Annotated in this window: 20 protein-coding genes and 1 pseudogene; 10 read left to right on the forward strand and 11 right to left on the reverse strand. The window is 43.2% G+C overall.

Features of this window, described 5'->3' with window-relative positions:
- On the reverse strand, positions 1-597 hold a 597-nt coding region (locus F6K52_RS11230), incomplete at its 3' end, for an AAA-like domain-containing protein (RefSeq protein ID WP_293077407.1).
- 354 nt (positions 598-951) lie between these two features.
- Between F6K52_RS11230 and F6K52_RS11235 the strand changes: the two genes are divergently transcribed.
- Entirely contained in the window at positions 952-1,941 is a 990-nt protein-coding gene (locus F6K52_RS11235) for a PEP-CTERM sorting domain-containing protein (RefSeq protein WP_293077409.1), read from the forward strand.
- 91 nt (positions 1,942-2,032) lie between these two features.
- On the opposite strand, the gene lexA is transcribed toward F6K52_RS11235, so the two are convergent.
- A complete protein-coding gene (lexA, locus tag F6K52_RS11240; RefSeq protein WP_293077411.1) occupies positions 2,033-2,665 on the reverse strand; it encodes a transcriptional repressor LexA in 633 nt (210 codons plus the stop codon).
- Between the two features lie 109 nt (positions 2,666-2,774).
- Here lexA and F6K52_RS11245 point away from each other — a divergent pair, with 109 nt between their 5' ends.
- Both F6K52_RS11245 and F6K52_RS11250 read left to right on the forward strand, forming a co-directional pair.
- Complete coding sequence (locus F6K52_RS11245) at positions 2,775-3,059, forward strand: hypothetical protein (RefSeq protein WP_293077413.1); 285 nt, start codon at positions 2,775-2,777, stop codon at positions 3,057-3,059.
- Between the two features lie 204 nt (positions 3,060-3,263).
- Positions 3,264-3,437, forward strand: coding sequence for a hypothetical protein (locus tag F6K52_RS11250; RefSeq protein WP_293077415.1), 174 nt, complete (start codon positions 3,264-3,266; stop codon positions 3,435-3,437).
- On the opposite strand, the gene argF is transcribed toward F6K52_RS11250, so the two are convergent.
- Positions 3,408-4,328, reverse strand: coding sequence for an ornithine carbamoyltransferase (gene argF / locus F6K52_RS11255; RefSeq protein ID WP_293077417.1), 921 nt, complete (start codon positions 4,326-4,328; stop codon positions 3,408-3,410). The genes F6K52_RS11250 and argF overlap by 30 nt on opposite strands.
- Positions 4,329-4,918: 590 nt before the next feature.
- Between argF and F6K52_RS11260 the strand changes: the two genes are divergently transcribed.
- Positions 4,919-6,553, forward strand: a complete 1,635-nt coding sequence (locus tag F6K52_RS11260; protein WP_293077419.1) for an alpha/beta hydrolase — start codon at positions 4,919-4,921, stop codon at positions 6,551-6,553.
- Positions 6,554-6,725: 172 nt separating this feature from the next.
- Here F6K52_RS11260 and F6K52_RS11265 read toward each other — a convergent pair whose 3' ends face one another.
- The 5 genes from F6K52_RS11265 to F6K52_RS11285 all read right to left on the reverse strand — a co-directional run bounded on the left by F6K52_RS11265 (position 6,726) and on the right by F6K52_RS11285 (position 10,856).
- Entirely contained in the window at positions 6,726-7,406 is a 681-nt protein-coding gene (locus F6K52_RS11265) for a hypothetical protein (protein ID WP_293077421.1), read from the reverse strand.
- Positions 7,407-7,711: 305 nt separating this feature from the next.
- The gene (locus tag F6K52_RS11270) at positions 7,712-7,978 is read right to left on the reverse strand and encodes a hypothetical protein (protein ID WP_293077423.1); all 267 of its coding nucleotides are present in this window, start codon (positions 7,976-7,978) and stop codon (positions 7,712-7,714) included.
- A gap of 186 nt (positions 7,979-8,164) precedes the next feature.
- Positions 8,165-8,404, reverse strand: coding sequence for a hypothetical protein (locus F6K52_RS11275; protein WP_293077425.1), 240 nt, complete (start codon positions 8,402-8,404; stop codon positions 8,165-8,167).
- A 49-nt stretch (positions 8,405-8,453) separates the two neighbouring features.
- Entirely contained in the window at positions 8,454-9,767 is a 1,314-nt protein-coding gene (locus F6K52_RS11280) for a PRC-barrel domain-containing protein (RefSeq protein WP_293077427.1), read from the reverse strand.
- Between the two features lie 708 nt (positions 9,768-10,475).
- Entirely contained in the window at positions 10,476-10,856 is a 381-nt protein-coding gene (locus tag F6K52_RS11285; protein ID WP_293077429.1) for a hypothetical protein, read from the reverse strand.
- A 299-nt stretch (positions 10,857-11,155) separates the two neighbouring features.
- Between F6K52_RS11285 and F6K52_RS11290 the strand changes: the two genes are divergently transcribed.
- Positions 11,156-12,106, forward strand: a complete 951-nt coding sequence (locus F6K52_RS11290) for a spondin domain-containing protein (RefSeq protein ID WP_293077431.1) — start codon at positions 11,156-11,158, stop codon at positions 12,104-12,106.
- 382 nt (positions 12,107-12,488) lie between these two features.
- Here the strand turns inward: F6K52_RS11290 and F6K52_RS11295 are convergent.
- A pseudogene (locus F6K52_RS11295) lies at positions 12,489-12,722 on the reverse strand (30S ribosomal protein S6--L-glutamate ligase); the annotation flags it as partial.
- Positions 12,723-12,883: 161 nt separating this feature from the next.
- The gene (locus F6K52_RS11300; RefSeq protein ID WP_293077434.1) at positions 12,884-14,092 is read right to left on the reverse strand and encodes a VCBS repeat-containing protein; all 1,209 of its coding nucleotides are present in this window, start codon (positions 14,090-14,092) and stop codon (positions 12,884-12,886) included.
- 694 nt (positions 14,093-14,786) lie between these two features.
- On the opposite strand from F6K52_RS11300, the gene F6K52_RS11305 reads away from it, so the two are divergent.
- The 5 genes from F6K52_RS11305 (at position 14,787) to typA (ending at position 23,215) form a co-directional block, all read left to right on the forward strand.
- Entirely contained in the window at positions 14,787-18,728 is a 3,942-nt protein-coding gene (locus F6K52_RS11305) for a hypothetical protein (protein ID WP_293077436.1), read from the forward strand.
- 411 nt (positions 18,729-19,139) lie between these two features.
- Positions 19,140-20,948, forward strand: a complete 1,809-nt coding sequence (locus F6K52_RS11310) for a peptidoglycan-binding protein (protein ID WP_293077438.1) — start codon at positions 19,140-19,142, stop codon at positions 20,946-20,948.
- Positions 20,949-21,016: 68 nt separating this feature from the next.
- Positions 21,017-21,142 (forward strand): hypothetical protein, encoded by a 126-nt coding sequence (locus F6K52_RS11315; RefSeq protein WP_293077440.1) that lies wholly within the window; start codon positions 21,017-21,019, stop codon positions 21,140-21,142.
- A gap of 80 nt (positions 21,143-21,222) precedes the next feature.
- Entirely contained in the window at positions 21,223-21,372 is a 150-nt protein-coding gene (locus F6K52_RS11320; RefSeq protein ID WP_293077442.1) for a hypothetical protein, read from the forward strand.
- A gap of 40 nt (positions 21,373-21,412) precedes the next feature.
- Entirely contained in the window at positions 21,413-23,215 is a 1,803-nt protein-coding gene (typA, locus tag F6K52_RS11325; RefSeq protein ID WP_293077444.1) for a translational GTPase TypA, read from the forward strand.
- 58 nt (positions 23,216-23,273) lie between these two features.
- On the opposite strand, the gene F6K52_RS11330 is transcribed toward typA, so the two are convergent.
- Positions 23,274-24,485, reverse strand: a complete 1,212-nt coding sequence (locus F6K52_RS11330; protein ID WP_293077446.1) for a PilT/PilU family type 4a pilus ATPase — start codon at positions 24,483-24,485, stop codon at positions 23,274-23,276.
- Positions 24,486-25,250: the final 765 nt, after the last annotated feature.

Here is a 25,250-nt window from a genome sequence, read left to right on the forward strand (position 1 = left end):
CGACAGCCCCAGGCTTTTCCCAACGCTGGCACAGAACCACTGTAATAATTTATCCAGGCTGGTGAAGACCTCTCGATTAGCTAGTTTAAAGTTGAGAGTGACTGTGGTATTTCCCTGCCATCGTGCCTGGTCGAGAATCCTGGCCATCAGGGAGGTTTTGCCCATTTGCCTGGGAGCATAAATCCGAATCAAGGCTCCGGGTTGCAAAATGGCATGATATGAGCATGCTTCGATGGGGGCACGCTCTATATAAAAAGGGGAATCTAGAGGAACTTGACCTCCGGGTAATTCCAGGATTGGGGAGCTTGAAATTCTACGGCTGCTCTCCTGTTGGCAATCTCTTGCGATACGTTTGAGGACGACCTGAACGTTTTTTTTGTTGACCTTTGTCCCCAATACTTTAGAGAGCAAGCTCCATAATTTGGCACCAACTGTTTTGACATGGGCACTAGAAAAACAGTTAGTTTCTGCAATTCTATCATAAGTGTGATTTTCCCAAGCTCCCCGCAATACATCAATTTGGACTTTATCCAAATGCTGGTCAGTTTTCGCAAACACCAAGGATTGCAAAAGTTCGATTGCTTCTTCAATATGCATTAATTTTTTAAAAAAATTATCAAACTATTCAAGGTATTTTAATTAAAAACTATCTTGAATAGTTTGATCATAAAAAAAAACTAAAGTCAAGAGTTAAGTTTCAGGATAATCCTCTGCAGTTTTACTAAAAATTTATAAACAAAATATACTTCTTTATCAGTAATTTATATACCAATCTATGACTTTACAGCCCCTTGATAAATATCGATGATTTCTTTACAAAAAGCTTATCAAATTTATCCATGAATCCTCCTACTTTTTACTACTGAAATTTCTGCCATTGTTATTTAATTTAGTGATTAAATTCTTTCACTAAATACAACCCAATAAACCTTTTATTTTGGCGAAAAAATTATGGCTAATTTAACTCTCATAACCAAGTCATCAATGGCAATAGCAAGAGCAGGATCTATTGTTCAGAAATCAGCAGTTTTACTGGGTGCTACAAGCATGATTTTCCTGTCCCTAGGAACTGCCTCAGCAAAAGCAGTTACTCTGAGCAATGGTTCCCTAGAAGTCACAATTCGAGAAGACAACGGTGCGATTGATACCGTATTATTTGACAACATGACCTTCTTTGCTAGTGATTTTTTTAACCCAGGAGCTCCTGTTTCCGACTTTGGTTTTCAAAACGGGACAAACACATCTACTTTTGTCATAAACACCACAACAGATTTTAGTTTTAGTACCCAACAACCCGTAAGTGTTAGTAGCAGCGGTGACTCTGTGTCGGTGACAGGAACATACACTGGAGGGGGTGCTAATGTCGATTTTACCCGCACCTATTCCCTGGTTCCCGATTTTAACGTGTTGAGCGTCTCAACTGAATTTGTTAACAATGGTTCAGACGTAGCGCTGCGTTATTTTGACACGTTTGATCCAGACCAGGGTATTGATCAAGGAAACGGCTTCGGCACTTTCAATGATGTGTTGTCACTCTCAACGGATGCTGGATTGGCAACAGTCGGTCAAGCCACAGAACAAGATGGTCTGACGGTAGTCTTGGGGTCACTAGACCCTGATGTGACTGTTGCTTCTGGTAATCCTTTTCAGATATTTGATGGTTTTGATTTGAACAATTTCTTTAATGATCCATTTGATGGTAATGGCGATTTTGTAGACCTGGGAACACATATTGGTATTGAATTACTTCTGGCTGCTGGAGAATCAGGTTCTTTTAAATACCATCAGGCTTATGGACAATCAATAACGGAGGCTCAGGAGCAGTTCATCCTGGCAAAGTCCATTGATGTCCCTGAACCTGCTTCGGTTCTAGGTTTACTAGCAGTAAGTGCAATCGGTGCTGGTTCAGCACTAAAACGCAAAGAGGCCATGAAAGGGTAGAATATAGCCTTAGATAACTGAGTATTACTGATGGGAGAGCGATAGCTAAGAATTACCAAGATGCTTCGCTCTCCTTATTGTTATGGTATGGCTAATGTATCGCTGCTGGTGTTAGATGCTGCTCATATCCCCGCCAGACACCGACTAATATTCCTTGAACCTGGACATGGTTTGCCATCACTTCTATGGGGTGGTACTTAGCATTAGAGGGTTTAAGAGTAACTTTATGACCCTTACGATAGAAACGTTTCAAGGTAGTACCATGTCCATCCACCCGTGCCGCTACAATTAGACCATTCTTGATGTCATCGGGATCAGGCACTGGTCGCATAATCACCACATCCCCTTCTGTAATTAAGTCTTCGATCATGCTGTCTCCAGTAACCCGCAGAGCAAAGTTACCTGGTTGCTGGAAAAAGCCAGATATATCCAACTCCTCAACTGTGTCGGTGAAGGGTTCCACTAGACCCCCGGCTGCGATCGCTCCCAAGACAGGAACTCCCAAATTACAATGCTGCAGCAGCCTAATCGTCCGGGCTTTTCCTTCGGTCCAATCAATATATCCCTTGCTACGCAAATGTTCCAGCCTACTCTGAATCGGTGCTGGTGAGCGCAAGTTCATTGCTCTCATCATTTGCCGGATCGAAGGGGCATGGTGTGACACCCGAATATAATTAACTAGCCAATCGTACAGTTCTTGTTGGGCAGATGTGAGGTTTTCCATAAGATTCTGGACAAAAAATGGTCGTTCTTTGTGATTGCTCTATAGAACATTGGTACTATCAACTCTTGTCATTTGTCCAGAGTATTGTTCGTGGGTAGAGGGTGGGGAGATGGAGAGATGGGGAGATGGGGAGAGTGTGGGGAGTGTGGGAAGTGTGGGGAGATGGGGAGATGGGGAGATGGGGAGAAACGGGAGATGGGGAGATGGGGAGAAACGGGAGATGGGGAGATGGGGAGAAACGGGAGATGGGGAGATGGGGAGATGGGGAGAAACGGGAGATGGAGAGAGTGTGGGAAGTGTGGGGAGATGGGGAGGGTGGGGAGTGCGGGGAGTAACGGTTGTGTCCCCCCCAAAACAGCGGCAGGGCTGTTTCTTGCGTCCGACTAAAACCTGATTGCTAGGGAGGTGGGGAGATAGGGAGGTGGGGAGATAGGGGGAATTTTTATTAATAAAAAGGTATTTTTAACCTTAAAAAAACCTTCTCCCCAGCACCCCAGCACCCTTTCATCCGTAGAAAAAGACAATTTATTCATGAAAATGAAACAGCCCTGGGGGGTTAGGGGGGATCCCTAGTTTGCACGGGGCTTTGAAGGTGCGGATGCAGGTAACCCACATTTTTTCCCTACTCCCGACTCCCGATTCCCGATTCCCGACTCCCTATTCCCTGTTCCCTGTTCCCGATTCCCGATTCCCTGTTCCCTACTCCCTACTCCCTACTCCCTACTCCCTATTCCCTTACGATTCACTCAACGCCCAAAAGACTGACCAGTAAAGCTTTTTGGGCATGTAAACGGTTTTCTGCTTGGTCCCAAACACGCGATCGCGAGCCTTCGATTACCTCGTCTGTAATTTCTTCCTCCCGGTGAGCGGGTAAACAGTGGAGTACGATGGCTGATGGGTCGGCATGGTCTAACAACTGTTGATTAACTTGATAAGGCTTAAAAATTGGAATTCGCTCCTCAGCTGAAGCTTCTTGACCCATACTTGCCCAAACATCAGTATAAAGTACGTGAGCTTCCTTGGCAGCAGCTACTGGGTCATCGGTAACCATTACTTCTGTGCGGCCAGCTGCAGTTTTCAGGGCAAGCTCACAAATAGCACTATCAGGTTTATAAGCTGGTGGTGTGGCGACTCTGACATTCATTCCTATTAGAGCGCAGCCCAACATTAGTGAATGAGCGACATTATTACCGTCGCCAACATAAGTCAATGTCAAACCAGCCAGTGTTCCAAAGCATTCCTGAATCGTTAACAAATCGGCTAAAGTCTGACAGGGATGCTCCCAATCGGTCAAAGCATTAATAATTGGAATCTGGGCATATTCCGCAAAGGTTTCCAACTGTTTTTGTTCAAAGGTACGAATTGCTAGAATATCCAAGTAGCGGTCTAAGACTCGTGCTGTATCTACTACTGGTTCTCCACGACCAACTTGGGTGACATTGGGATTTAAGTCAATCACCTGACCGCCTAGTTGGTACATAGCTACGGAAAAACTGACCCGTGTTCGTGTGGAAGCCTTATAAAACAATAATCCCAAAACCTTATTGCACCTAGGATTCCACTGACCTTTTTTTAACTGAGTCGCGTTATCCAATAGTTCTTGAATCTCACTAGCACTGAGGTCTGTTAAGCCTAGAAAATCGCGTCCTTTTAATGTATTCATGTTCTATATTCAATGAGTAAACTAGTTTACCCTAGCCGCAGTGTTACACACAATTGCCCAGAAAACAAAGTGTACTCTTTTCCTGGAATGAGCACTTTATAGCTCCCCAGTTTTTGTGAAGATGCACCCTGTTAAGACGCTATCCTATTTATTTTAAAATATCATAGCTAGTCTCCCAAAAAATACTAACAAACTAGTTAGTATTTTTTAGGAAAACAAGCTTGAATCTTGGCTAGAGTTATTCACTCTACCACAAATTTTCGCAATAACATAATCCCAGTCTATTTAATATATCCCTAAATGTCATCAAAAATTGACAAATCGTTATTACATAATACAAATGTCTTGCCCGATTCAGCACTAGGGCTGATTGACTGACTTTAGTCACTCAACTAGGGAGGTAGGGTGTGGGGTGTGGGGTCTAGGGATCTAGGAAGTAGCGCTATAGTATTTATATTCGAGATGTGAACAAATAATGAAATGTTTTAGGTAACCTAAAACTCTAGATAAGTAATATTAGTGGGTAATACAGCGTTTTTTGTATTATAAAAAATTACAATCTATTTTTACAAATCATTTGGAAAGTCTATATGTTCAGATTAGCAAAAGGTAAACTACAAACTAGACTAAGATGGCTGCTGCTGAATCTAGGATTGTTGGTCACTCCAGTGATGATTTCCCCAGCAGTTGAGGCAGCAGAGAAAATCTATATTTCCTATGGTCCAATCGAGTTTTCCCTACCGATCGCAGCTCTAGAAGTTTATGCGACAGTGGGCAAAGTTGAGCCATCCTTAGCCTTCTATGCGGGGTATATAAAGCCGGAAGAATTCAAACAACTGCGGCAGGTCTTAATCACTCCCATTGATGTCACACCAGTAGCGATCGCTCAATTCCTCTATTCACCTCAAGGGGAAATAGTTCTACAACGGGTAGGTGAAGTGATTCAAACCAAAGCTCGTCAACCCGGTTTCTATGCTATTCGAGCGGCTTTAATCAAAGCCGCTTTTAAGCCAGAAGGGTTGACGATTTTGAATGTGTTGCAGGAATTTCCGACTTACGGGATTCGGATTAACTCACAACGGGGTTTTGAAATTATTGATGACTTATCGAAGCTGATTCAGCAAACCCAGATGACCATTGCAGCAGTGGAACAGGCATCGGAGCAAGAAGCGGCAGCCCAGACAGAGCGAGGTTTATTGGATTTATCCCTAGACTTACGGCAACCCGGTTCAGTAACCTATGCCAAGCAAACCATTACCTTCGATGACCTGAGCCGTAGGCGAGAGTTTCCCGTTGATTTGTATTTGCCAGAGCCCCCAAGGGAAGGGTTAGCACCAGTAATTGTTATTTCCCACGGACTGGGTTCAGAACGGAAAACATTTGAGTACTTAGCCCGTCACCTGGCATCCCATGGATTTGCTGTGGCTGTACCGGAACATCCAGGCAGTAATGCGGATCAAATACAGGCTTTGTTAAGTGGTCTTGCCAAAGAGGTAGCTCCACCACCAGAATTTATTAACCGTCCTCTGGATATCAAGTTGTTACTGGATGAACTAGAAAGTTCCTTTAAAGGGCAGTTAAATTTGCAACAGGTGGGAGTATTGGGTCAGTCCTTTGGGGGTTACACATCCTTAGCTCTTGCTGGAGCCGAGATTAATTTTGAGCAATTGCAAAAGGATTGCGCTCCCTTAAATGAAGATACCTTGAATATATCCCTACTACTTCAGTGTCGTGCCTTTGATTTGCCACCACAGGACTATCAGTTATCGGATCAACGGATTAAAGGTGCGATCGCAATTAATCCAATTATTAGCACAGTCTTAGGACAATCCCAACTTAGCCAAATTCAAGTGCCGGTGATGGTAGTCGCTGGTAGTGATGATACCGTAGCGCCAGCGTTACCAGAACAGATTCAACCCTATACTTGGCTGACAACTCTACAGAAGTATCTAGTATTGCTCAAGAGAGGAACCCACTTTTCCACCCTCGCCCCATCAGAAGATGATGTCCCCTTACCTGAGGCAGTGCTTGGTCCTGACCCAACTATTGCTCAGGAGTATATGAAGGCATTGAGTTTAGCATTTTTTCAAACCTATATTGCTGGTAAATCAGAGTACCAAACTTATCTAAGTGCTGCCTATGCTCAATCCCTTAGTCAAGAGCTAATGCCCTTAAGTTTGCTAACAATTCTCGATGCTTTGGTACCGGAAAAAGCAGGTTTGTGAGGCAAGAATTTAGCGATCAGCGGTCAGCGCTCAGAAGTCAGAAGTCAGAAGTCAGAAGTCAGAAGTCAGAAGTCAGAAGTTATAAGTTATAAGTCACACTCTTGCTATACTTAGGTTTGAGACTTTTTTCATGTTATAACTGCCCTGGCGACTGCTATAATCGATTAATGAATTATTGACTTCCAGGGCCACCTTTTGGACTATTTTCTCCTGAGGTCGCAGTCACAGTTCGACTATTTTCCCCTGAAGTCGCAGTCACAGGAGGGTTAGACTGATCAAAAGTAGCTAAGTCTTGAAAAGCGTTAGCTAAAACCACTAGGGCTTGTTGGCGGTGCTTAACGCTTTCTTGTACTCCTTGGACTTGTTTTTCTAGTACTAAAAGTTTTTTTTGCTTAGCTTCTAAGTCAGTTGCCAGATTCGATGGCACTTGCTTTTTAAGTTCAGATACCTGACTTTCTAGCTGTTTAAATTGTTTTGCTAGTTCTAATTCTCCCTGAGCCTCTTTCACTGAATTAATTTCTGTAGTTAGCTGCTTGAGCTGGGTATAAAAGAAATATCCTGTCCAAGCTCCTGCTGCTCCCACCATCACCATTAAAATCATCCAAATTGCGGTGAAGCGACCCATTTTTTTCTGTAGCTGCTTTGTTTCTTGCTCCTGTTTCTTCTTATCAGACATGGCAGTCATTTGAAATTCCACCAATGCTTCAGCGACTTCTTCGATATGTTGCTGTTGGAGATGAGCAAGAGGATTGGCTGGGGTAACAACAGGAAGGGCTGTATTGGAAAGGGGTTTGTTGTCTATAGAAAAATTATTGATCGTGCTTTTTTCAGTTAGATGATTGTTGTTAGACATGGCCTTTATTTGACACTATTTAGTGTTGAGTGTTAATAGCAAAGAGAACAGTGATTAGGTATTAGGTATTAGGTATTAGGTATTAGGGAGTAGGGAGTAGGTAATTTATGCTCAAAAATGGGCACAATTAATTGAGTAATACTCTAGTGTTTATTAGAGCAATTATATATGCCATGAGGTACCAAGAGATCCCCCTAAATCCCCCTTATCAAGGGGGACTTTGAGGTTGAGAAGCGTACCTCATAAATCCTAGAAACGCTATATTTAGTTTTAATGGTGAATAATTAATCAAAAAATTACTAGTTTTATTGAGTGGTTTTCCAGGAATTGACTGGTGCGAATTGCTGCTGCAACTGGTTGAAAGTCATAGCACCAAGGGGACTGATGGCAGCAATACTACCTCCTAGGATCAGAATACTTAACACCAGGAAGATTTGGAGCCGTTTCACTGAGACTTCTAGGGATTGCACCTCCTGTTGCAGCCCATTGATAACTCTTATTGCTCTGAGGTCAGACCATATACTGTCTTCTTCAAGAAATTCGCAATTGCTATTGTTGTCAGTGGTCATCATTGTTTGAATACTCCTTCAATAAACCTTTCTTGCCACCTTCTAAGTGATTACTGAGTAAGCATATGCGCTACGCGCACGCTGCGCGAACAGCCGTTGGCTGAGAGCCAAGGGCTGATAGCTGATAGCTGATAGCTGATAGCTGAGAGCTGATAGCTGTTCGCGTAGCGCTTAAGCTAATAGCTGAAATTACTGATCAGCGATCATTAATACAGAGATGATGTTCTGCAGAGAGCTCTGTTTTTCTTTTCTCTCGGATGCAACGGTTTCTGCTGGTGTTTGGGGTGCAGTTGCTTGTGCTGAACTCGGAGTCGGTTGAGACTGAGAGTTCTGATTACCATCAGTAGCTAGAGATAACAAAGATGCGATCGCTAAAATACTTAGCACCATTGCAAATTGTCTAGTTACCAGTATTGCGACTTGTCTCATGGTATTTTTCTTCTTAAGTTGTATAGACAAAACACGTTGCTCAAATCAGTTAGTGCTTAAGAGCTGTTTGGGCAGATTCTGGTTCAGAACTAGGGTTGAGTGTCTTGTCTTTCTGAGCAGCGTCTGTAGTAGTAGCGGAGTCAGCACTCGGCAACTTTGTCTTTACTTGAACTAGTTTTTCCTTAGCCTGGTCAGTCAGCTGTTTAGTGGTCTGTTGTGCTTGACCAGCGACATCAGAGAGTTTCTCTTGAGTATTCTCCGCTACTTTTTTAGTAGCCTCTTGCACTTGAGTGGTGACATCAGAGAGCTTCTGTTGAGCATTACCAGTTAGCTGTTTAGTAGTCTGTTGGACTTGACCAGCAACCTCAGAAAACTTATTTTGGGTATTCTCCGCTACTTTTTTAGGAGTTTCTTGCAATTGAGTGGTGACATCAGAGAGCTTCTGTTGAGCATTACCAGTTAGCTGTTTAGTAGTCTGTTGTGCTTGACCAGCAACATCAGAGAGCTTCTGTTGGGTATTCCCCGCTACTTTTTTAGTAGTTTCTTGCACTTGACCAGCGACATCAGAAAACTTCTCTTGAACATTACCAGTCACCTGTTTAGTGGTCTGTTGCACTTGACCAGCGACATCAGAGATCTTCTCTTGGGCATTACCCGCTACTTTTTTAGTAGTTTCTTGCACTTGACCAGCGACATCAGAGATCTTCTCTTGGGCATTACCCGCTACTGTTTTAGTAGTTTCTTGCACTTGAGTCGCTAACCCCTGAGTCCCTTTCACCAGCGCCGCCATATCTTCTTTGGTTTTGGCGTAGTCATCTTTCAAGGATTCAGTCGCCTGAGCTACTTTTTGATTGATGCCATCGGTATAGTGCTCAGCGTTTTGCACCATCGCCTCGATCGCCATCACTCGTTTACCGCCCACACTAGCGATCGCAACAGGGGGAAGTCGGTAGGTGCCATCAGTGACACCACGCCAGCCCTTGGAGCCAAAGATATACTCAACTACCTTTCCAGTTTGGGGGTCGAATCGATAGTCCATCAAAGTACCTGCCTGATTCCCTCCGTCCGTCCACAACTGATGTCCCACAATCGATTCCACTGATGGGGGTTTTTTCGCTGCGGTTTCCGAGTCAAGATAAACTAGAATGCTGTCGGAGCCAATCGCCTCAATTTCTGCCCAAGTAAATGACCGTTTTTTGCGACCGAGCAGTCCTGACTTGCAAACCAAACCCAAAACTTGGTGAGCTATTGGGTCGAGCCACAGCTCAGCTACCCGACCAATTTCTTCGGTGTTTTGGCGATTCAGTACTATCTGGTTGATTACATCACTGTGCTTAATGGCAGTTTCTGATTGTGTGTTCATCAACGTTCTCCTTAGTTTGAAATCAGAGTTTTTAGAGCAAATCTGGTAGCATCGGAGTTGTTAACAACTTGCATTTGCCGACCTTGACTCTCTCCATTTCGTCTCCTCTATAGTCATGAGATTAGGCATCAGCTGGTTGTTTACGCCGCGCGCAGAGTATTTACTTAGAAATTCGGCTCCTTTGATTAAGCTCTGATCAAAGACTAATCAAACTTTGTGAAAAAACTGTGAGTATACTAGTGGGCTTTGCCGCTAAAAAAGCTTTTGAATGACCGATTTGAATGCAACCAGAGAATTCTTCTGTAAGCAGAAAATTGTCAACTGCTTGAGCAAATTTGTGAACTATTGGGTTGGTGAAAATTCCTAACTCAAGGTTATCCAAACATGATGCTCTACAGCATAGGCTGATGCAGCGGTAAGCTGTTGACGGACTTACGGATAAAATCGATGTGTAGGGTCTTTTCTTATCCTACTCTGGGTGTATCAGCGCCTTTATTCCCCAGTTTTGGGTAACTCCTGATCTTGTGTGTCGATGGTAGAACTGTCCCTGATGCTAGTCCTGATTACGTAAACCACTTTAGCTAACTGCCTTTAGCGGGGTTAAATGGATAGTAGAGATTTCTCTGTGATTTAACTATATAAAACCGTGGATTGGTATAGCAATCCGTGTAAGAATTGTGAGAATTTTGATGCGATATTCTCTACTCCCTACTCCTTACTCCCTTGCACTTGCTCCCGCAGCCATTTAGTAATCAGTTCTGGACAATTCTTCTTAAACCAGCGCAGAGCAACAACTCTGAAGGCTGGTTTGGACATACGGGCAATTGATTTCATCATCCAGTTGAGGGAGCGAGACTGAAACTTTTTGTTGATCATGTTGACTGAGCCCACATCATAGAGGCAATCAAGGATCAGTTTCACGGTAGCTTCTTCCCTCTCTACTAAATGTTCCAGAAGCAGCAGGACATCATGCATACGCTCCTTTTGTATGCGCTCTTCTTCTAAGATGTTCGGCACCTCGACCAATGGTTCGGAAGATGTCATCATAGTCGTGGTATCTATACTTGACTGTTCCAGGCTTGGATTCATTCCTGACACCCTAATCAATAATTTACCTATTTTCTAGTAACTATAACCTAGGATTGCGTAAAAATTGAATTGATACACATTAGGTACCCTTAAACTAGGTATTAGCATTTACATTACCCAATAGTTTGCCACCAATCATGATCAACCCCTTGATCATAGCTAGCGATCGCCTTTTTTAAGTAATCTTATTAGTAATTTCATTTTTTCGGGTTGATCCCGGTAGGGGCAAAGAAATACAATCTTAGCATGCTAGTCCTAAACAATAGCAAAAGCTAGGGTACCTAATGAATAACCAGCCCATGTCTACCCCATCTCTCAATAGAATCGGGGCCGCAATAATTGCCATTGGCTCAGTCATCACCATCAATTCACCAGCAGCAGCCATCACCTTAAAAGTGACTATGACTAACTTGGCTCCGACCCAAGGTCAGGGAATAGCCCCAGTTTGGTTTGGCTTCCACGATGGCAGCTTCGATCTGTTCGATGAAGGGGCGTCCGCCTCTTTTGCTATAGAAGTGATGGCCGAGGATGGGATAGTTGGCAATGCACAAGGAAGAATTCCGCCTGATTTTGTGGCCGATTTTATTGCTGAGGGTGCCGATCCGATTGCCCTGACAAATGCAAACCAAAACAGCATAGCTAGCAATTTTGCCACAAGTCCTGCGAGCCTAGGGGGTGGATACCAGGACTTGCTCTTCTTTGATCGCCGGGTAGATCCCTATTTTGGGGTGCAGCTTTCCGGTGAAACAACAAGCAGGGTAGTGACTCTTGACGGAGATTCTTCCGGTTTGAGGTACTTCAGCTATGCTGGTATGATTTTTCCGACCAACGATGGATTCATTGCCAATGACGATTCCAAAGCCATTGAGGTCTTTGACGGCGATGGGAACTTCCTGGGGGCTGACTTTATTGTACTAGGGAGTGAAGTATGGGATGCCGGAACTGAAGTGAATGACGAAGACCCTGTCAATGTCCCTTATGATTTAGCGAATCTATTCTCGAGTACTCCTGAAGGGGGAGTCGTTCAACGCCATCCTGGTTTACTCCCTGCTGGAAGCGGTGGTATTGTAGATTTTGAATTTAATGGGGCACAATTTGTCAATGCTGATTTCAGCGCTCCAGACTATCAGATAGCCCGAATCACTATTGAACAGGTGACAGTCCCCGCACCCTCTTCTACCCTTGGTCTCCTCGCCCTCGGTATTCTAGGAGCAGGCTCATCAGTTCTTCGTAAGCTGCTGTGCATTTAAACTGTGCATTTAAGCTGTGTATTTAAATTGCCTATTTTCCAGATATAAAAAAACCTGAAAACCCTCCCCCCGTCTTGGCATGTACGCCAGATAGCCAGTTAAGTGTTTCACAACTGACTGTCTCTAAGGGGTGGGTGTTTCTTTGTAAGAGCTTGCTTAAAATTGAATCACAATTTAATACTTGATGCGATTAGCCCTTCGGGCTACGCTACGCGATCGCATAAGCGCGGAAGCTGAGGCCTTTGGCCACGCTAAAAGCGAACGGCTTTGCCGAAACGCTTCATCGCGAAGCGTGACCAAAGGTCAATCGCGAACAGCTCCACTGCCAGGGGCACCTTTTTTCTAATTCGCAGCACTTTTTTCCACAAATTCAATAATTTTGCGGACCACGATGGGAGCGTACCATGTCTACCCCAGCTATGGGTAATCCCATGGCTTTAGCCGCACGAATTGCTGTGGTACGCTCTTCAGGGGTTAACTGGATTTTTTCCGCTGTTCCCCCTCGGTGTAGGTTCGAGCGGAATTCCTCCTCTGGTCCCTGTCGCTTAATTGATGCCACTACCTTACTATCAATCACAAGACAACGAATATCCATACCCCCTGCTTCTTTGATAAAAATAAATCTTAGGGGTGCAGGGGATGCGCCCCTAAGGTGTGTCACGAATTGATTGTAAACGGCAGCAAGTCACAAGTGCGATTGGCCGTAGGCCACGCTACGCGAACGCTTAATTTGATTGAGCGCTTTTTGTTAAAGGTCAAGCCTCAACACAGGTCACTTCAGGCATGACCTTCCCAGCTCAAATCTACGGACTCAGCGATTACTGGTCGGTCGTAACCGTTTTCATTCATCATCCACATTCCTGTCTTGCCATCAACAGTATTGCTCCAGAAAATGTCATCGTAACCATTCTCGTCAAAATCCATAACTCCTTGAAATTTCCAGGTGTTGTCGAGGGGTGCATTATTAACAAACACTGATTCTATGTAATCGGTACCTGCCATGCGCCAGTAGTAAACATTTTGGTTTTCCGTATCAAGCCAGAGAACATCTGCATCATCATCTCCATCAAAGTCTCCGGCACCAAGCATCTGCCATTTACTATTCGCTAATTCTGATTTGATTAGTACTCCCTCAGTCGGCTCCGTGCCATTCATCAGCCAAACTGCATTTTCGCCAGTGGAGTCATTACGCCACAGCAGATCGGTTTGCTCATCACTGTTGAAATCTCCTGCGCCATAAATTTGCCAATTCAGGTCTGGAACCCCCACAATGGATACTGCTTCTTGGAACTGGGAACCGTTCATTAACCAGATACCAATGTCTCCATTAACGGTATTGCGCCAAACCATATCTTTGTGGCTATCACCGTTGAAGTCTCCGGCAGCACGAATCTCCCAGTCACTGTTAACGGATTCCATTTGAATCGTCACTGCCTCATCTAGGTCAGTACCCATTACCCCATGCATCCGCCATGCTCCCATGGCACCAGTCTCAGAATTCTGCCAGAACAGATCCACTTCAGCTGAAGTAAATTCAATGGCGTCAATTCGCCCTAACTCGAAGGTCTCATTATCAAGACTATCTGCCTCTACAACAATTTCAATGCGATCGCCTGGAGCAAGTTGTACATCTTGAAAGATAGGATTTGGATTAGGATCACCATTGCTGAGAGAGTTAGTCAAACCGACATAGTTACCGGAGTTGGGTCCATCTCCACCAAGGTTTTCATCCAAAGTATAGGTGTCAATCTCAATACCATTCACCCGTAGTCTTAGTATGGCTTCTCCATCTATTTCATCAAAGTGAGCAATACCGATATGGTATTTGCCAGCAACACCATCACTTTCTGTCCAGTCAATTTCGATTATGCCGTTGCTTTCAATGTTTTGGATTCTGACTGCTTTAGAGCCTGAAGCACTATCATTATCAAAAACTTCGTAATTTTCTAGAGTAACGCGAGTTGTGTTTTCTGCTTCGATTTTCATAGTTGTTTTCCTGTTTTAGATGAAGCGCGTTTTGTTGATTGGTAATTGTCAGCGGTCAGCGGTCAGTGGTCAGCAGTCAGTGGTCAGTGGTCAGCGGTCAGCAGTCAGCGGTCAGCGGTCAGCCGTGAGCTAAAAGCTCACGCTACGCGAACAGCTTAAAATAAAATTGAAAATTTGGGGAAAACTCCCATTGCACGTGGAACAGGCTTCTAGCCTGTGATGTAGCGCTTAAGCTGATAGCTGATAGCTGATAGCTGATAGCTGATAGCTGAAAATCCCTTTGGCATAACTGTTAGGAATTGCTCTAAGAATTCCCAATGTATTGAGCAAAACTATTGGTAGAATGCAGTTTTTGGTTTAAATGCAGCCTGGTCTAATCTTGTGTCGATTGCACAAGTGTGTCTTTTATGTAGATGGTAGAGATTGCACACTAGAGTATTTTCTACCATGATAGATTTTCGAGGTGTTTTGAAATTAGGTCACTTCGACAAGTGGCACAGTTAAAGGCTATTTTATAAATAAGTTGCTATAATGTCTCGTGTTTTAATTTTGTGAGGTATAGGAAAGGGAATAGGGAATAGGGAATAGGGAATAGGGAGTACGGAACAAAAACTATCACAATTCCTACACGGATTGCTAGAGATTTTTATAGTTATCATAGGAAAAACCTTATCTATTATGTAAACCCTACAGCATGTCGAATCAGACTTATAACTGGCAGCGATTTTGGTGTTCTATCTCTGATGACTTCAATTTACGCGATGGTGGTTACTTATCAGATCCAGAAGTTCAATCGGTCAACGGTTACAATTACAATCCCAATCCTAACTTGGTAGAGTTTAAGGACATTTCTGGAATACCCTGTCTCATACTCCTCGGTGAACCAGGCATCGGCAAGACTCAAGCCATGAAGGAGGAAGAAGATAAGGTTACTGCTGAGCTTAACAATACAAACGATGAAATCCTGTCACTTAATCTTCGATCAGTTTTGACGAAATATGAACTAACTCAGGAATTGTTTAAAAGCGATAAATTTACTAGGTGGCAATCTGGCAGCCATCGACTCCACATATTTTTAGATAGTTTTGATGAATGCCTTTTACGACTAAAAACACTGGCAACAAGTTTAGTTGATAATCTTAAAAAATATAAGAAGGATGTTGAGCGTTTAACTCTTCGGATTGCTTGTAGAACAGCTGTCTTACCATCTGTGCTTGAGTCAGATCTAAAGGAAATTTTTGGTAAAGATTCCCTAGGAATATACCAGCTAGTTGCACTTCGTCGTAAAGATGTTGTTAAAGCAGCAGAAGCTAAGGAAATTGATTCAGAGACTTTCTTAGAAGAAGTGTCTAGAAAGAACCTTGTGCCCCTAGCTATCAAGCCGATCACCCTAAACTTTATTCTGAACAATTGGCGTCGTTATCAGTCTCTCGAAAATAATAGTATTTATGAACTTTATCTTGACGCCTGTCGCTGTTTATGCGAAGAAAGTAATTCTAGCCGTAGTGACTCAGGTCCTATGGGTGGTCTCGATCTAGACCAGCGCCTGATCATTGCTGCTCGGATTGCGGCTGTTACAATTTTTGCCAATCGAGTTGCTGTTTTTAATGGAAAATATGCAGATTATGCTCCATATAAAGATGAGCTAATTCTAATTAAGGATCTTTGCATTAGGGAGGAAGTTGCTAATAGCAAAAATTTTGATATCACTGAACCAGCTATCAAAGAGGTTTTAGATACTGCCTTGTTTTCATCCCATGGTGAAAAGCGGATTGGGTGGTCTCATCAGACCTATGCTGAGTTTCTAGCAGCATGGTATTTGAAGGAACATAATGTCTCTGTGTCCTTCTTCCAGAGGCGCTTCTATTTATCTGAGGATGAAGACCCTGAGCAGTTATCTAAGGACCCTGAGCAGAAATTGATTCCTCAGCTCCATGAAACTGCTGCATGGTTAGCCACCATGATACCTCAGATACGTGAGGTAATTCTTAGCACTGATCCTGATGTGTTACTTCACAGCGATATACCTCCAGACCCTAGTTTGCGAGAAGCGTTGGTTTCAAATTTATTGAAGGAGTATGAGCAAGGAAAACTTTTAAATCAAAAAATAATTAACTACCGCTTATACGAGAAACTAAAACATCCTAAGCTTGCCGAACAACTTCGTCCATATATTGTGGATGCAAGTAAGCCAAGTGGGTGCATCTCACTTTTGCAATTAGGCAAAAATTATAATAAAACCTCCAGACTTCGCTTCTTTTTTAAAAATACGACATATACCCAGCCAATTGATGCACGATATACAGCCATCACGATTGCTGAAGTCTGTCAACTGAAGGAACTCCAAAATGAATTGCTTACGTTAGCAACTGATTCAACTGAAACCATTGAACTTAGGATTATTGCTGTCCAAGCTATTGGGGAGATTGGAGATAAGAATTCAAGACTCAAACTCAAGCCGTTAGCCCTTAATCCCCTTCCAGAGGATGAGTATGGCAGGCTTAAGGGTTCTTGCCTACAAGCACTGTCTAATGATCAGTTTAATGATTTGACAGATGATGAATTGTTGGATGCCTTAACTCCTCCCAGTCAAATAAAGTTGATTAGTGATTCCTACCCATGGTTTCTAAGCTCTAAAATTCTACCAATGCTTAAAGAAAAATGGCTGATAGAACCAAGATTAAAATCGGATTTTATCAAAAAATATGGCAAAAGTAATATATTTATAAAAATACTAGTTAATTTAAAAAAAGTTGACTCTGATTTCGTATTAGATTTAATAGGAGATATCTACCTAAAACCTAGGCTTGCTGATCACGATCAGGATTGGATGCAAGATGAAGTGCTTAGGTCACGATGGGAGAAACTACATAAAGATTTTGCCCAGAGAATCTACGATACATTTGAGCTAAATAATACAGCATCGATTGATGCGATTATTGAAAGGTATTATAAGTTTGCTAATCCAAAATGGCTTTCTGAGCAATTTCTTGATTATTTTAATTATAGTGAACAGGGAGAACAAGCTTCAGAAAAAGCTCGGAATCACCGTCCTCAACAAAAATTATTAGAACCATCTCATATAAAGAGAATTATTCTTAGTCTAAATCAATTAGAAGATGGTAACTTATCAGCTTGGTGGCAGTTGAATATGGCAATGGCTCTTGAGCAAGACAGCCGATACTATAATCATGAATGTGAACCTGATTTAACTAAGTTTTCAGGGTGGCAAGAGGTTGATGAACTGACTCGCACTAGGATTATTCAAGGTGCCGAAAACTATATTATAAATCAGAAAGACATAAATACTGATTGGATTGGTAAGAAGTCATTATGCCTTGATCTATATATACCAGAATTGGCGGGTTATAAAGCTTTTCTGTTGCTACTAAACAAAGCTCCAAAGATTCTTGAAACTATTCCATCTGAGAAATGGGGCATTTGGGCACCTGTGATCATCGCTTTTCCTCTTGGAAGCGAAAATTATAACAGCTGTTTAGAGTTAGTAAAGATAGTTTACTCAAAGGCTCCTGATCAGGTAATTAAAACTTTGGATATCCTGATCGATAAAGAAAATGAACAGTCTGACTATATATTTATAATTAGACTCTTTGGAAAATGTTGGGATGACGATCTAAGCGATTTTATTTTAGAAAAGGCTCAAAATAAATCCCTAAAGCCCAAATGTATGGGGCATTTGTTAGAATATATTCTAAAACATGGCTCGAATGAAGCTAAAGAGAAAGCTATAGAATATCTCCAAACATTGATATCATTGCCATTGCCTTTGAACAAAGATGAACGTGACAGAGTCATGATTGCCTTAAAAGTCCTATTCGACTACCCAACTCCTGACAGTTGGTCTAGTATATGGTCGATTCTTGAGCAAGAACCAAATCTTGGACGAGAATTGATTGAGTCAGTTGCTAAGCGCCATATGTGGTTTTCCGGTGAGTTAAAGCTTAATCTTAATGAGAAACAGTTAGCTGATCTATATATCTGGCTGGTGAGGCAATATCCCTATCACGAAGATCCCGATCATAGTAATTATTTCTTAGGTCCAAGGGAGATGGTGGCTAGATTAAGAGATGACATTCTACGGCAACTCAAAAATATTGGAACGCCTGATGCCTGTTATCAAGTTAAGCTTATTATTCAAAAATTTCCTGAACTACCTTGGCTTAATCAAACGCTGATATCTGCCAAAGAGAGCATGCGTCGTGAAACTTGGAAGGCACCACAGCCAAAAAACGTTATTAAGAAGATATTAGATCAGGATTCCAGACTTAGTAAAACTGTGGGAGATAATCAAGCTACATGTAAGATAGAAATTGGCGATAATCAAGGTGGTATTGTTAACATAGGAGGGAAAAATACAAACAATATGAAAAATAATACTATCAATACAGATGGCGGCGATTTTAACAACAATTCCTACAACAAGACTAGAGGCAGTATTAATAACAGCAAAACTATTACTACAAACAAAGGAGAAGGCAATACTATCAATGTCGCTGACTCTAAAAGCAATCCTAACCGCGTATCTAAATGGGTAAAAACGGGTGTGATTATAGGTTGTTTAAGTTTCGTTGTGGCAGTGATCGTACTATTATTAGGTAATGGGCTATTGAAATAGTGCGTAGTGGCGTGAGGGGAATTTCCGCAAATTAATAAACGCGATTGATCTGCATGTCACCCTTCGCGATCGCATCTAGCCCAAGTCCCCATATTCCCTGTTCCCTGTTCCCTGTTCCCTGTTCCCTGTTCCCTAATCCCTTTACCATAGTTTACAAAACTTTATAAATCTCCTAACCAAAATATCCGGGTTCACAAAATAAATCCTGCAAAGCTTACTAGACTTTAGTGCTGTCTATAGCGTTTCTTGATCAGATGTAAACCTAGGAGGTCTTTTTTTATTGTCGAATAAAACTCCCGATCTCTTCCCCCTCTTGCCTCCTCCCCTGATTGAGGGCGGTTAGGGGGGATTCCTCTTGCCTCTTGTCTTTTGCAGCAAGAAGCGTGTTTGCAACCTAGATACAAACGCTATATGCCTGACCCCTCTACTCTCCTACTACTAGCCTACAGCCACTGCAAAAATGCCACTGCTAGTCTTGACTACAGTAAAAGCATTATCTGCACGCCTACTCAGAAGCCCAAGCAATCCCCTCTGCTGGGGAAACCCACCAATAGCATCAGTGCTCCAGAAGCGATCGCAATTGCTCAAAACTCTCGATTCAGTAATCTCAAAACACTCCAAGGACAGTCTTCACAAGAGATAGCCTTGCCCCCAACCCTGCGTTTGGGTAGCGAAGGGGAAGTTGTCACTAGACTACAAACTACACTGCAAGAGTTGGGATACTACCAACAGCCAGTGGATGGTGTATACGGCTCCAATACCTTTGCTGCTGTCTCTACATTCCAGCAAGCACTAGGGTTAAATGCGGATGGTATAGTTGGACCAATAACCTGGATAACGCTACAACAATTGCACTCAGAATTCTTATCTGCTAAGCAACAGAGGGAGTTGAGCGAGATTTCCCCAAATCAGCCAGAAGCTAGAAAGGAAAGCCAGGATAATTTTATTTCAACATCAGAGTCTTTCTTAGGTAATCAATCTGTTCGTTCAACCCCCTTAGACTCCCTCACTAATAAACCACTATACCTATGGTTATTTGGCTGGGCAGTGGTATCTCTTAGTGGATGGGGAGTAATTGCGCTACAGATCAACTATCAACGGCTCCCAATTCGGCTGAAGATAGGAAAATCCTCTAGAAAAACAGGGGAATCTGAGACTATTATTTTGCCCATAGAAGATAGCGAATCAATCATCTATTCAGAGGATTTGCTAACTACTATCAGTGAGAGCGAAATAGACCAATCTTCAACCCCTGAAACAGTCTCTGAGACGGTTGCTGAGGAAACTGTAGAGCAAACAAATCAAGACTTAACGTTAGGGAAGTATGGTCTACTGCTGTTCACCAGCCCAGGGTTAACAAGCCCTAATAGTTTACCGATACTATTGGAAGATAGGAAGGTAAATATAGCTAAGCTAAACTTGGCTAATTTGTCTACTTTTTTCTTGCCCTTAGATCAGATTAAATTTAAACAATCACCACCATCAATGGGTGAAACTAATCTATCTTTATCAGCTGTTTTGGAATATTTGGAATCTTCTGCCGAAGGTCTCTACAGTGTTAACGACCCTTCTATATCCTCCGTTATTCAAGAATTGAGTAACAATGAGTTAGTAGAAGTCGAAGCAGCTCAGGGTCGGATTGAACCTCTCAAGCACTTCTTTACTGACTTTACTGACCTGTATCGCCTTGCTCAAAAGGCTCGCTATGCTGACCAAAACCTTACCCGCGCTACCAGCACAAGTCAGCAAAATGTCCGCCAAACAGCCCAAAAGTCTAACCAAGGGGATCAAGCTGAGCAAAACCTTACCCGCGCTACCAGCACAAGTCAGGAAAATGTCCCCCAAACAGCCCAAAAGTCTAACCAAGGGGATCAACCTATGCCTGAGCAGATGAAACCAGGAACTGTAGTTGGTATCCTATCCCCGACTAACCCAAAAACAGGAGAACGGTATACTTACTCATTAATTGATAATGCTGGGGGGCGGTTTATGTTGACGGAGAATAAACTAACCCTTACCGAGCAAACCTTGATGGATTTCAACGGAGATAGTAGCCATACGGTGATTGTCCGTCGCACTGATTCCAAAGGTATCTATGTTGATAAATCCTTTACTCTGCGGTTGAAGGGTGAGAATGAGTCAGCACCTCCTCAGCCCCCGGTTGAAAGCCAGAAGAAGGTATCCACTGAAACGCGATCGCTTACCAGTGTCAGCAGTTAATTAATTCACGACTGACCCACTAATATCAAATCCAGTTGAATACCCATAATTAAGGGAGGTGTGGGGAGATGGGGAGATGGGGAGATGGGGAGATGGGGAGATGGGGAGATGGGGAGATGGGGGAGATTTTTATTAAGCGATGCAGCGCGGTCTTGGGGGTTTCCCCCATGAGCGACTGCATCATTTCAGGGTAATTACCCTGAAATGATATAAGTCTACAGTGTAGCACTCCCATTAAGGTGTTTGACATTGATACAAGCAGCAATTAGCATGCATGCCTCTTGCCTCTTGCCTCTTGCCTCTTGCCTCTTGCCTCTTGCCTTTTGTATGCAAGCCTCTTGCCTCTTGCCTTTTGTATGCAAGCCTCTTGCCTTTTTTCTTCGGGTCTTCCCAAGGTAAGCTAGAATTATTAAGAAATCTTTAGAAAAAATTGTAACTGCTGCTACCTATTTCCAGGCGCTGGTATGACTCTCCCAATTCGCAACGTTGCTATTATCGCTCACGTCGATCACGGCAAAACTACCTTAGTTGACGCTCTACTCAAGCAATCCGGTATCTTCCGCGAAGGGGAAGACGTTCCAGACTGCGTCATGGACTCCAACGATTTAGAGCGGGAGCGGGGTATTACTATTCTTTCTAAGAATACCGCCGTTCGATACAAAGACATCCTAATTAATATTGTTGATACTCCTGGTCACGCTGACTTTGGTGGAGAAGTAGAGCGGGTATTGGGTATGGTGGATGGCTGCATCCTAATTGTGGATGCAAATGAAGGACCAATGCCTCAAACCCGATTTGTCCTCAAAAAAGCTTTGGAAAAAGGACTGCGCCCGATTGTAGTGGTCAATAAAATTGACCGACCCCAAGCGGACCCTTATGGTGCCATCGACAAAGTCCTGGATCTGTTCCTAGAATTAGGAGCAGACGATGACCAGTGTGAGTTTCCCTACCTATTTGCCTCCGGTCTACAAGGCTACGCCAAAGAAGATTTGGATGCAGAACCGGTAGATATGCAGCCACTGTTTGAAGCAATTTTGCATCATGTCCCGCCACCAGTAGGAGACCCTGCCAAGCCCCTACAACTACAAGTCACCACCTTGGACTATTCTGAGTACCTAGGTCGGATTGTGATTGGCAGAATTCACAACGGAACTATTAAGGCCAGTCAACAAGCTGCTTTAGTTAAGGATACTGGGGACATAGTTCAGGCAAAAGTCACTAAGTTGATGGGATTTGAAGGACTCAAGCGAGTTGACCTAAAAGAAGCATCAGCTGGTTATATCGTGGCAGTAGCTGGGTTTGCTGATGCCAATATTGGTGAAACCATTACTTGTCCCAATGAACCCCAAGCCTTACCCCTAATTAAGGTAGATGAGCCTACCTTGCAAATGACCTTCTGCGTGAATGATTCGCCCTTTGCTGGTAAGGAAGGGGACTTTGTAACGTCGCGACAATTACGCGATCGCTTATTCCGAGAATTAGAAACAAACGTAGCACTAAGGGTAGAACCCACTGACTCCCCCGATAAATTCCTAGTATCTGGTCGTGGAGAGCTACACCTGGGTATTCTGATCGAAACCATGCGTCGCCAAGGATATGAGTTCCAAGTTTCCCAACCCCAAGTGATCTACCGGGAAGTCAATGGTCAACCTTGTGAACCCTTTGAATATCTAGTGCTAGATGTACCAGAAGAAGCGGTGGGTAGCTGTATCGAGCGTTTGGGACAGCGCAAAGGGGAAATGCAAGATATGCAAGTGGGTGCCAATGGTCGCACCCAAATCGATTTTGTGATTCCTGCCCGTGGCTTAGTCGGTTTCCGGGGTGATTTCCTTCGCTTGACCAAAGGTGAAGGGATCATGAATCATAGCTTCCTAGAATATCGTCCCATGACTGGGGAATTAGAAACTCGCCGCAATGGAGTAATTGTGGCCTTTGAAGAAGGGGTCGCTACCTTCTATGCCCTGAAAAATGGAGAAGACCGTGGTGTATTCTTTATTAAACCAGGCACTAAGGTTTACAAAAACATGATTATTGGGGAACACAATCGTCCTCAGGATTTAGACCTCAATGTCTGTAAAACGAAGCAGTTAACTAACCATCGTTCTGCCACTGGGGATGAATTAGTGCAGTTACAAGCCCCAATGGATATGAGTTTGGAACGGGCTTTGGAGTATATTGGACCCGATGAACTCGTAGAGATTACACCTGAGTCAGTTCGTTTGCGGAAGCTGTCTAAGAAGAAGTTGGCGAAGCAAGGTAAAAGGTAAAGATTCAGGAATGTAGAATTAATTCTTAATTCTACATTCTTAATTCTTAATTCTTAATTCAAGCTTCATTCATCCAATCACGAGCCGAGGCGGAAGCATCGATACCACCAGTGCGCATCTGGCGTATCAAAGCCTGGGGATCAGGAGATGCTTTAAGGGCTTCCTTGGCTGTGATTTTTTCTTGAATAAGGTAGTTGTAGAGATCCTGATTCATCACTTGCATTCCTTCAATGGTTTCAGTTTCCATCAGTCGGAACACATCCACATCTTCTCCCTTAAGCAAGTAATCCTGTACAGTTGGGGTATTGATTAGAATGTCATGAACCGCAATTCGACCCTTATCGGTGGTTGGTACTAAGAGTTGGGCAATAACTGCTAACAGGGACTCAGCAATCTGGATGCGAATCGCTGCCTGTTCATCAGGATTGTAGAGATTCAACAGACGGTTAATACTGCTGATAGCATTGCGAGTGTGTAAAGTACCGAAGACCAGATGACCGGTTTGGGCAGCTTGCAGGGCAGTATCAACTGTGATGCGATCGCGCATTTCCCCAATTAGAATCACATCTGGATCCTCCCGTAACACAGACCGCAGAGCGTGGTGAAACTCATGGGTGTGCAATCCCACTTCTCGCTGACTAATCAGGCACTTTCGGGAGCGGTGGACATATTCAACCGGGTCTTCAATGGTAACAATATGTTTGTACTCTGTTTCATTGAGATGGCGAATCATAGCCGCAAGAGTCGTTGATTTACCTGATCCTGTCGGACCGGTAACTAAAATAATTCCCTGACCCCTGCTAACTATTTTTTTGAAAACTTGCGGTAGAGTTAAATCATCGATTGAAGGAACATCAAGGCTGATTAATCGCAGCACAATAGCTCCCCCGTTTAGGGAGTCAAAACAATTGACCCGACAGCGCACTAAGCCAGGGTAAAAAATAGCAGTATCCAGTTCTTTGGTTTCAGCAAACTGCTTCCTCTGAGCGGGAGCAAGAATCTCATTGAGGTATGCCTCAAAGATTTCCAGTGTCACCTTGGTATGACGTTTAGCGACATACATCTTGCCCCGAATCCTAAATCTGGGGACTTGTCCCACTCGAATATGAATGTCAGAAGCTTTGTGACTATGAGCCTCTGCCACGATTTGCTCTATAGAAGGGGAATGGCTAAGGTTCGAGTTAAGTTCTACTACTGGTTTAAGTGGTGATGGTAAAGTTTGAGACTCTTGATCAATTTGCACTCCTACACCAGAATTCGTGTTCTTCATAATAAAAAAATTCGGGAGTTTGGAAACCACCGACTTGTAGTCGGTGGAGGAAAAACGACTCGTGCGACTTTAGTCGCCGAAACCCTACACGGGGGAATTAACCAGTTCGACGTATTGCAATCGCCTTTCGTCTGGGCAGTTACAGACTCAAGCTTCTTCCCTGTACGCATAGGTTTTTAAGGGGATAATAATTTCCCTTCTCCCATTTCTGGGGTAAAGTTAGCCTCGCCAATGTTATCGGTCGGTACTTTCTTCTACACACTGTCTTACCCCTCGTCAAACTGTTTAATGCAGAAGTTCTAGAGCTACAGACTGGCTACGCATCCGCAGGTAGGAACTTTAACGCTTACCGATAACGTAATCCTCAAAGGACTTAGGCTGGTCAGCTATCTAAAGTAAGAGGCTTGATGCCCCGTCTCTTTAGAGCGGGGTGCTGACATGATGTACCTAAGGATAGCCTTGCTCGACTGATCGGGTCGGGGCGTTGATGTTTGCTTATCTTAGTTGTTGGCAGTGAATTTCGGTTGCTTGTTATCCAACCAAAGAACTGTCAACCCTAGAGAAATTTTACTTTAGATAAAAAGTTTTCACACTAATCCAGCTAGGTTTTTAATATTGCTGTCAGACATCACCTAGATATTATATAATTAAAGATCTGGGATTAAAATGATAGCCTTAGATAACAGAACTTAAGCGTAAGTATTCAGCTATCAGCGGTCAGCCGTGATCTTTTAGCTCACCCTACTTGAGGTGCGGTCAGCTGAA

It is taken from the genome of Moorena sp. SIO3H5 (assembly GCF_010692395.1).
Classification (GTDB): domain Bacteria; phylum Cyanobacteriota; class Cyanobacteriia; order Cyanobacteriales; family Coleofasciculaceae; genus Moorena.

Coding starts and splice junctions, on each gene's coding strand:
- F6K52_RS11275 (WP_293077425.1), bottom strand. CDS start 8,404: ATGAGACAAGTCGCAATACTGGTAACTAGACAATTTGCAATGGTGCTA.
- argF (WP_293077417.1), bottom strand. CDS start 4,328: ATGAATACATTAAAAGGACGCGATTTTCTAGGCTTAACAGACCTCAGT.
- F6K52_RS11280 (WP_293077427.1), bottom strand. CDS start 9,767: ATGAACACACAATCAGAAACTGCCATTAAGCACAGTGATGTAATCAAC.
- typA (WP_293077444.1), top strand. CDS start 21,413: ATGACTCTCCCAATTCGCAACGTTGCTATTATCGCTCACGTCGATCAC.
- F6K52_RS11315 (WP_293077440.1), top strand. CDS start 21,017: ATGGGGAGATGGGGAGATGGGGAGATGGGGAGATGGGGAGATGGGGAG.
- F6K52_RS11290 (WP_293077431.1), top strand. CDS start 11,156: ATGTCTACCCCATCTCTCAATAGAATCGGGGCCGCAATAATTGCCATT.
- F6K52_RS11285 (WP_293077429.1), bottom strand. CDS start 10,856: ATGAATCCAAGCCTGGAACAGTCAAGTATAGATACCACGACTATGATG.
- F6K52_RS11235 (WP_293077409.1), top strand. CDS start 952: ATGGCTAATTTAACTCTCATAACCAAGTCATCAATGGCAATAGCAAGA.
- F6K52_RS11270 (WP_293077423.1), bottom strand. CDS start 7,978: ATGATGACCACTGACAACAATAGCAATTGCGAATTTCTTGAAGAAGAC.
- F6K52_RS11245 (WP_293077413.1), top strand. CDS start 2,775: ATGGAGAGATGGGGAGATGGGGAGAGTGTGGGGAGTGTGGGAAGTGTG.
- F6K52_RS11305 (WP_293077436.1), top strand. CDS start 14,787: ATGTCGAATCAGACTTATAACTGGCAGCGATTTTGGTGTTCTATCTCT.
- F6K52_RS11320 (WP_293077442.1), top strand. CDS start 21,223: ATGCCTCTTGCCTCTTGCCTCTTGCCTCTTGCCTCTTGCCTCTTGCCT.
- F6K52_RS11260 (WP_293077419.1), top strand. CDS start 4,919: ATGTTCAGATTAGCAAAAGGTAAACTACAAACTAGACTAAGATGGCTG.
- lexA (WP_293077411.1), bottom strand. CDS start 2,665: ATGGAAAACCTCACATCTGCCCAACAAGAACTGTACGATTGGCTAGTT.
- F6K52_RS11250 (WP_293077415.1), top strand. CDS start 3,264: ATGCAGGTAACCCACATTTTTTCCCTACTCCCGACTCCCGATTCCCGA.
- F6K52_RS11300 (WP_293077434.1), bottom strand. CDS start 14,092: ATGAAAATCGAAGCAGAAAACACAACTCGCGTTACTCTAGAAAATTAC.
- F6K52_RS11265 (WP_293077421.1), bottom strand. CDS start 7,406: ATGTCTAACAACAATCATCTAACTGAAAAAAGCACGATCAATAATTTT.
- F6K52_RS11310 (WP_293077438.1), top strand. CDS start 19,140: ATGCCTGACCCCTCTACTCTCCTACTACTAGCCTACAGCCACTGCAAA.
- F6K52_RS11330 (WP_293077446.1), bottom strand. CDS start 24,485: ATGAAGAACACGAATTCTGGTGTAGGAGTGCAAATTGATCAAGAGTCT.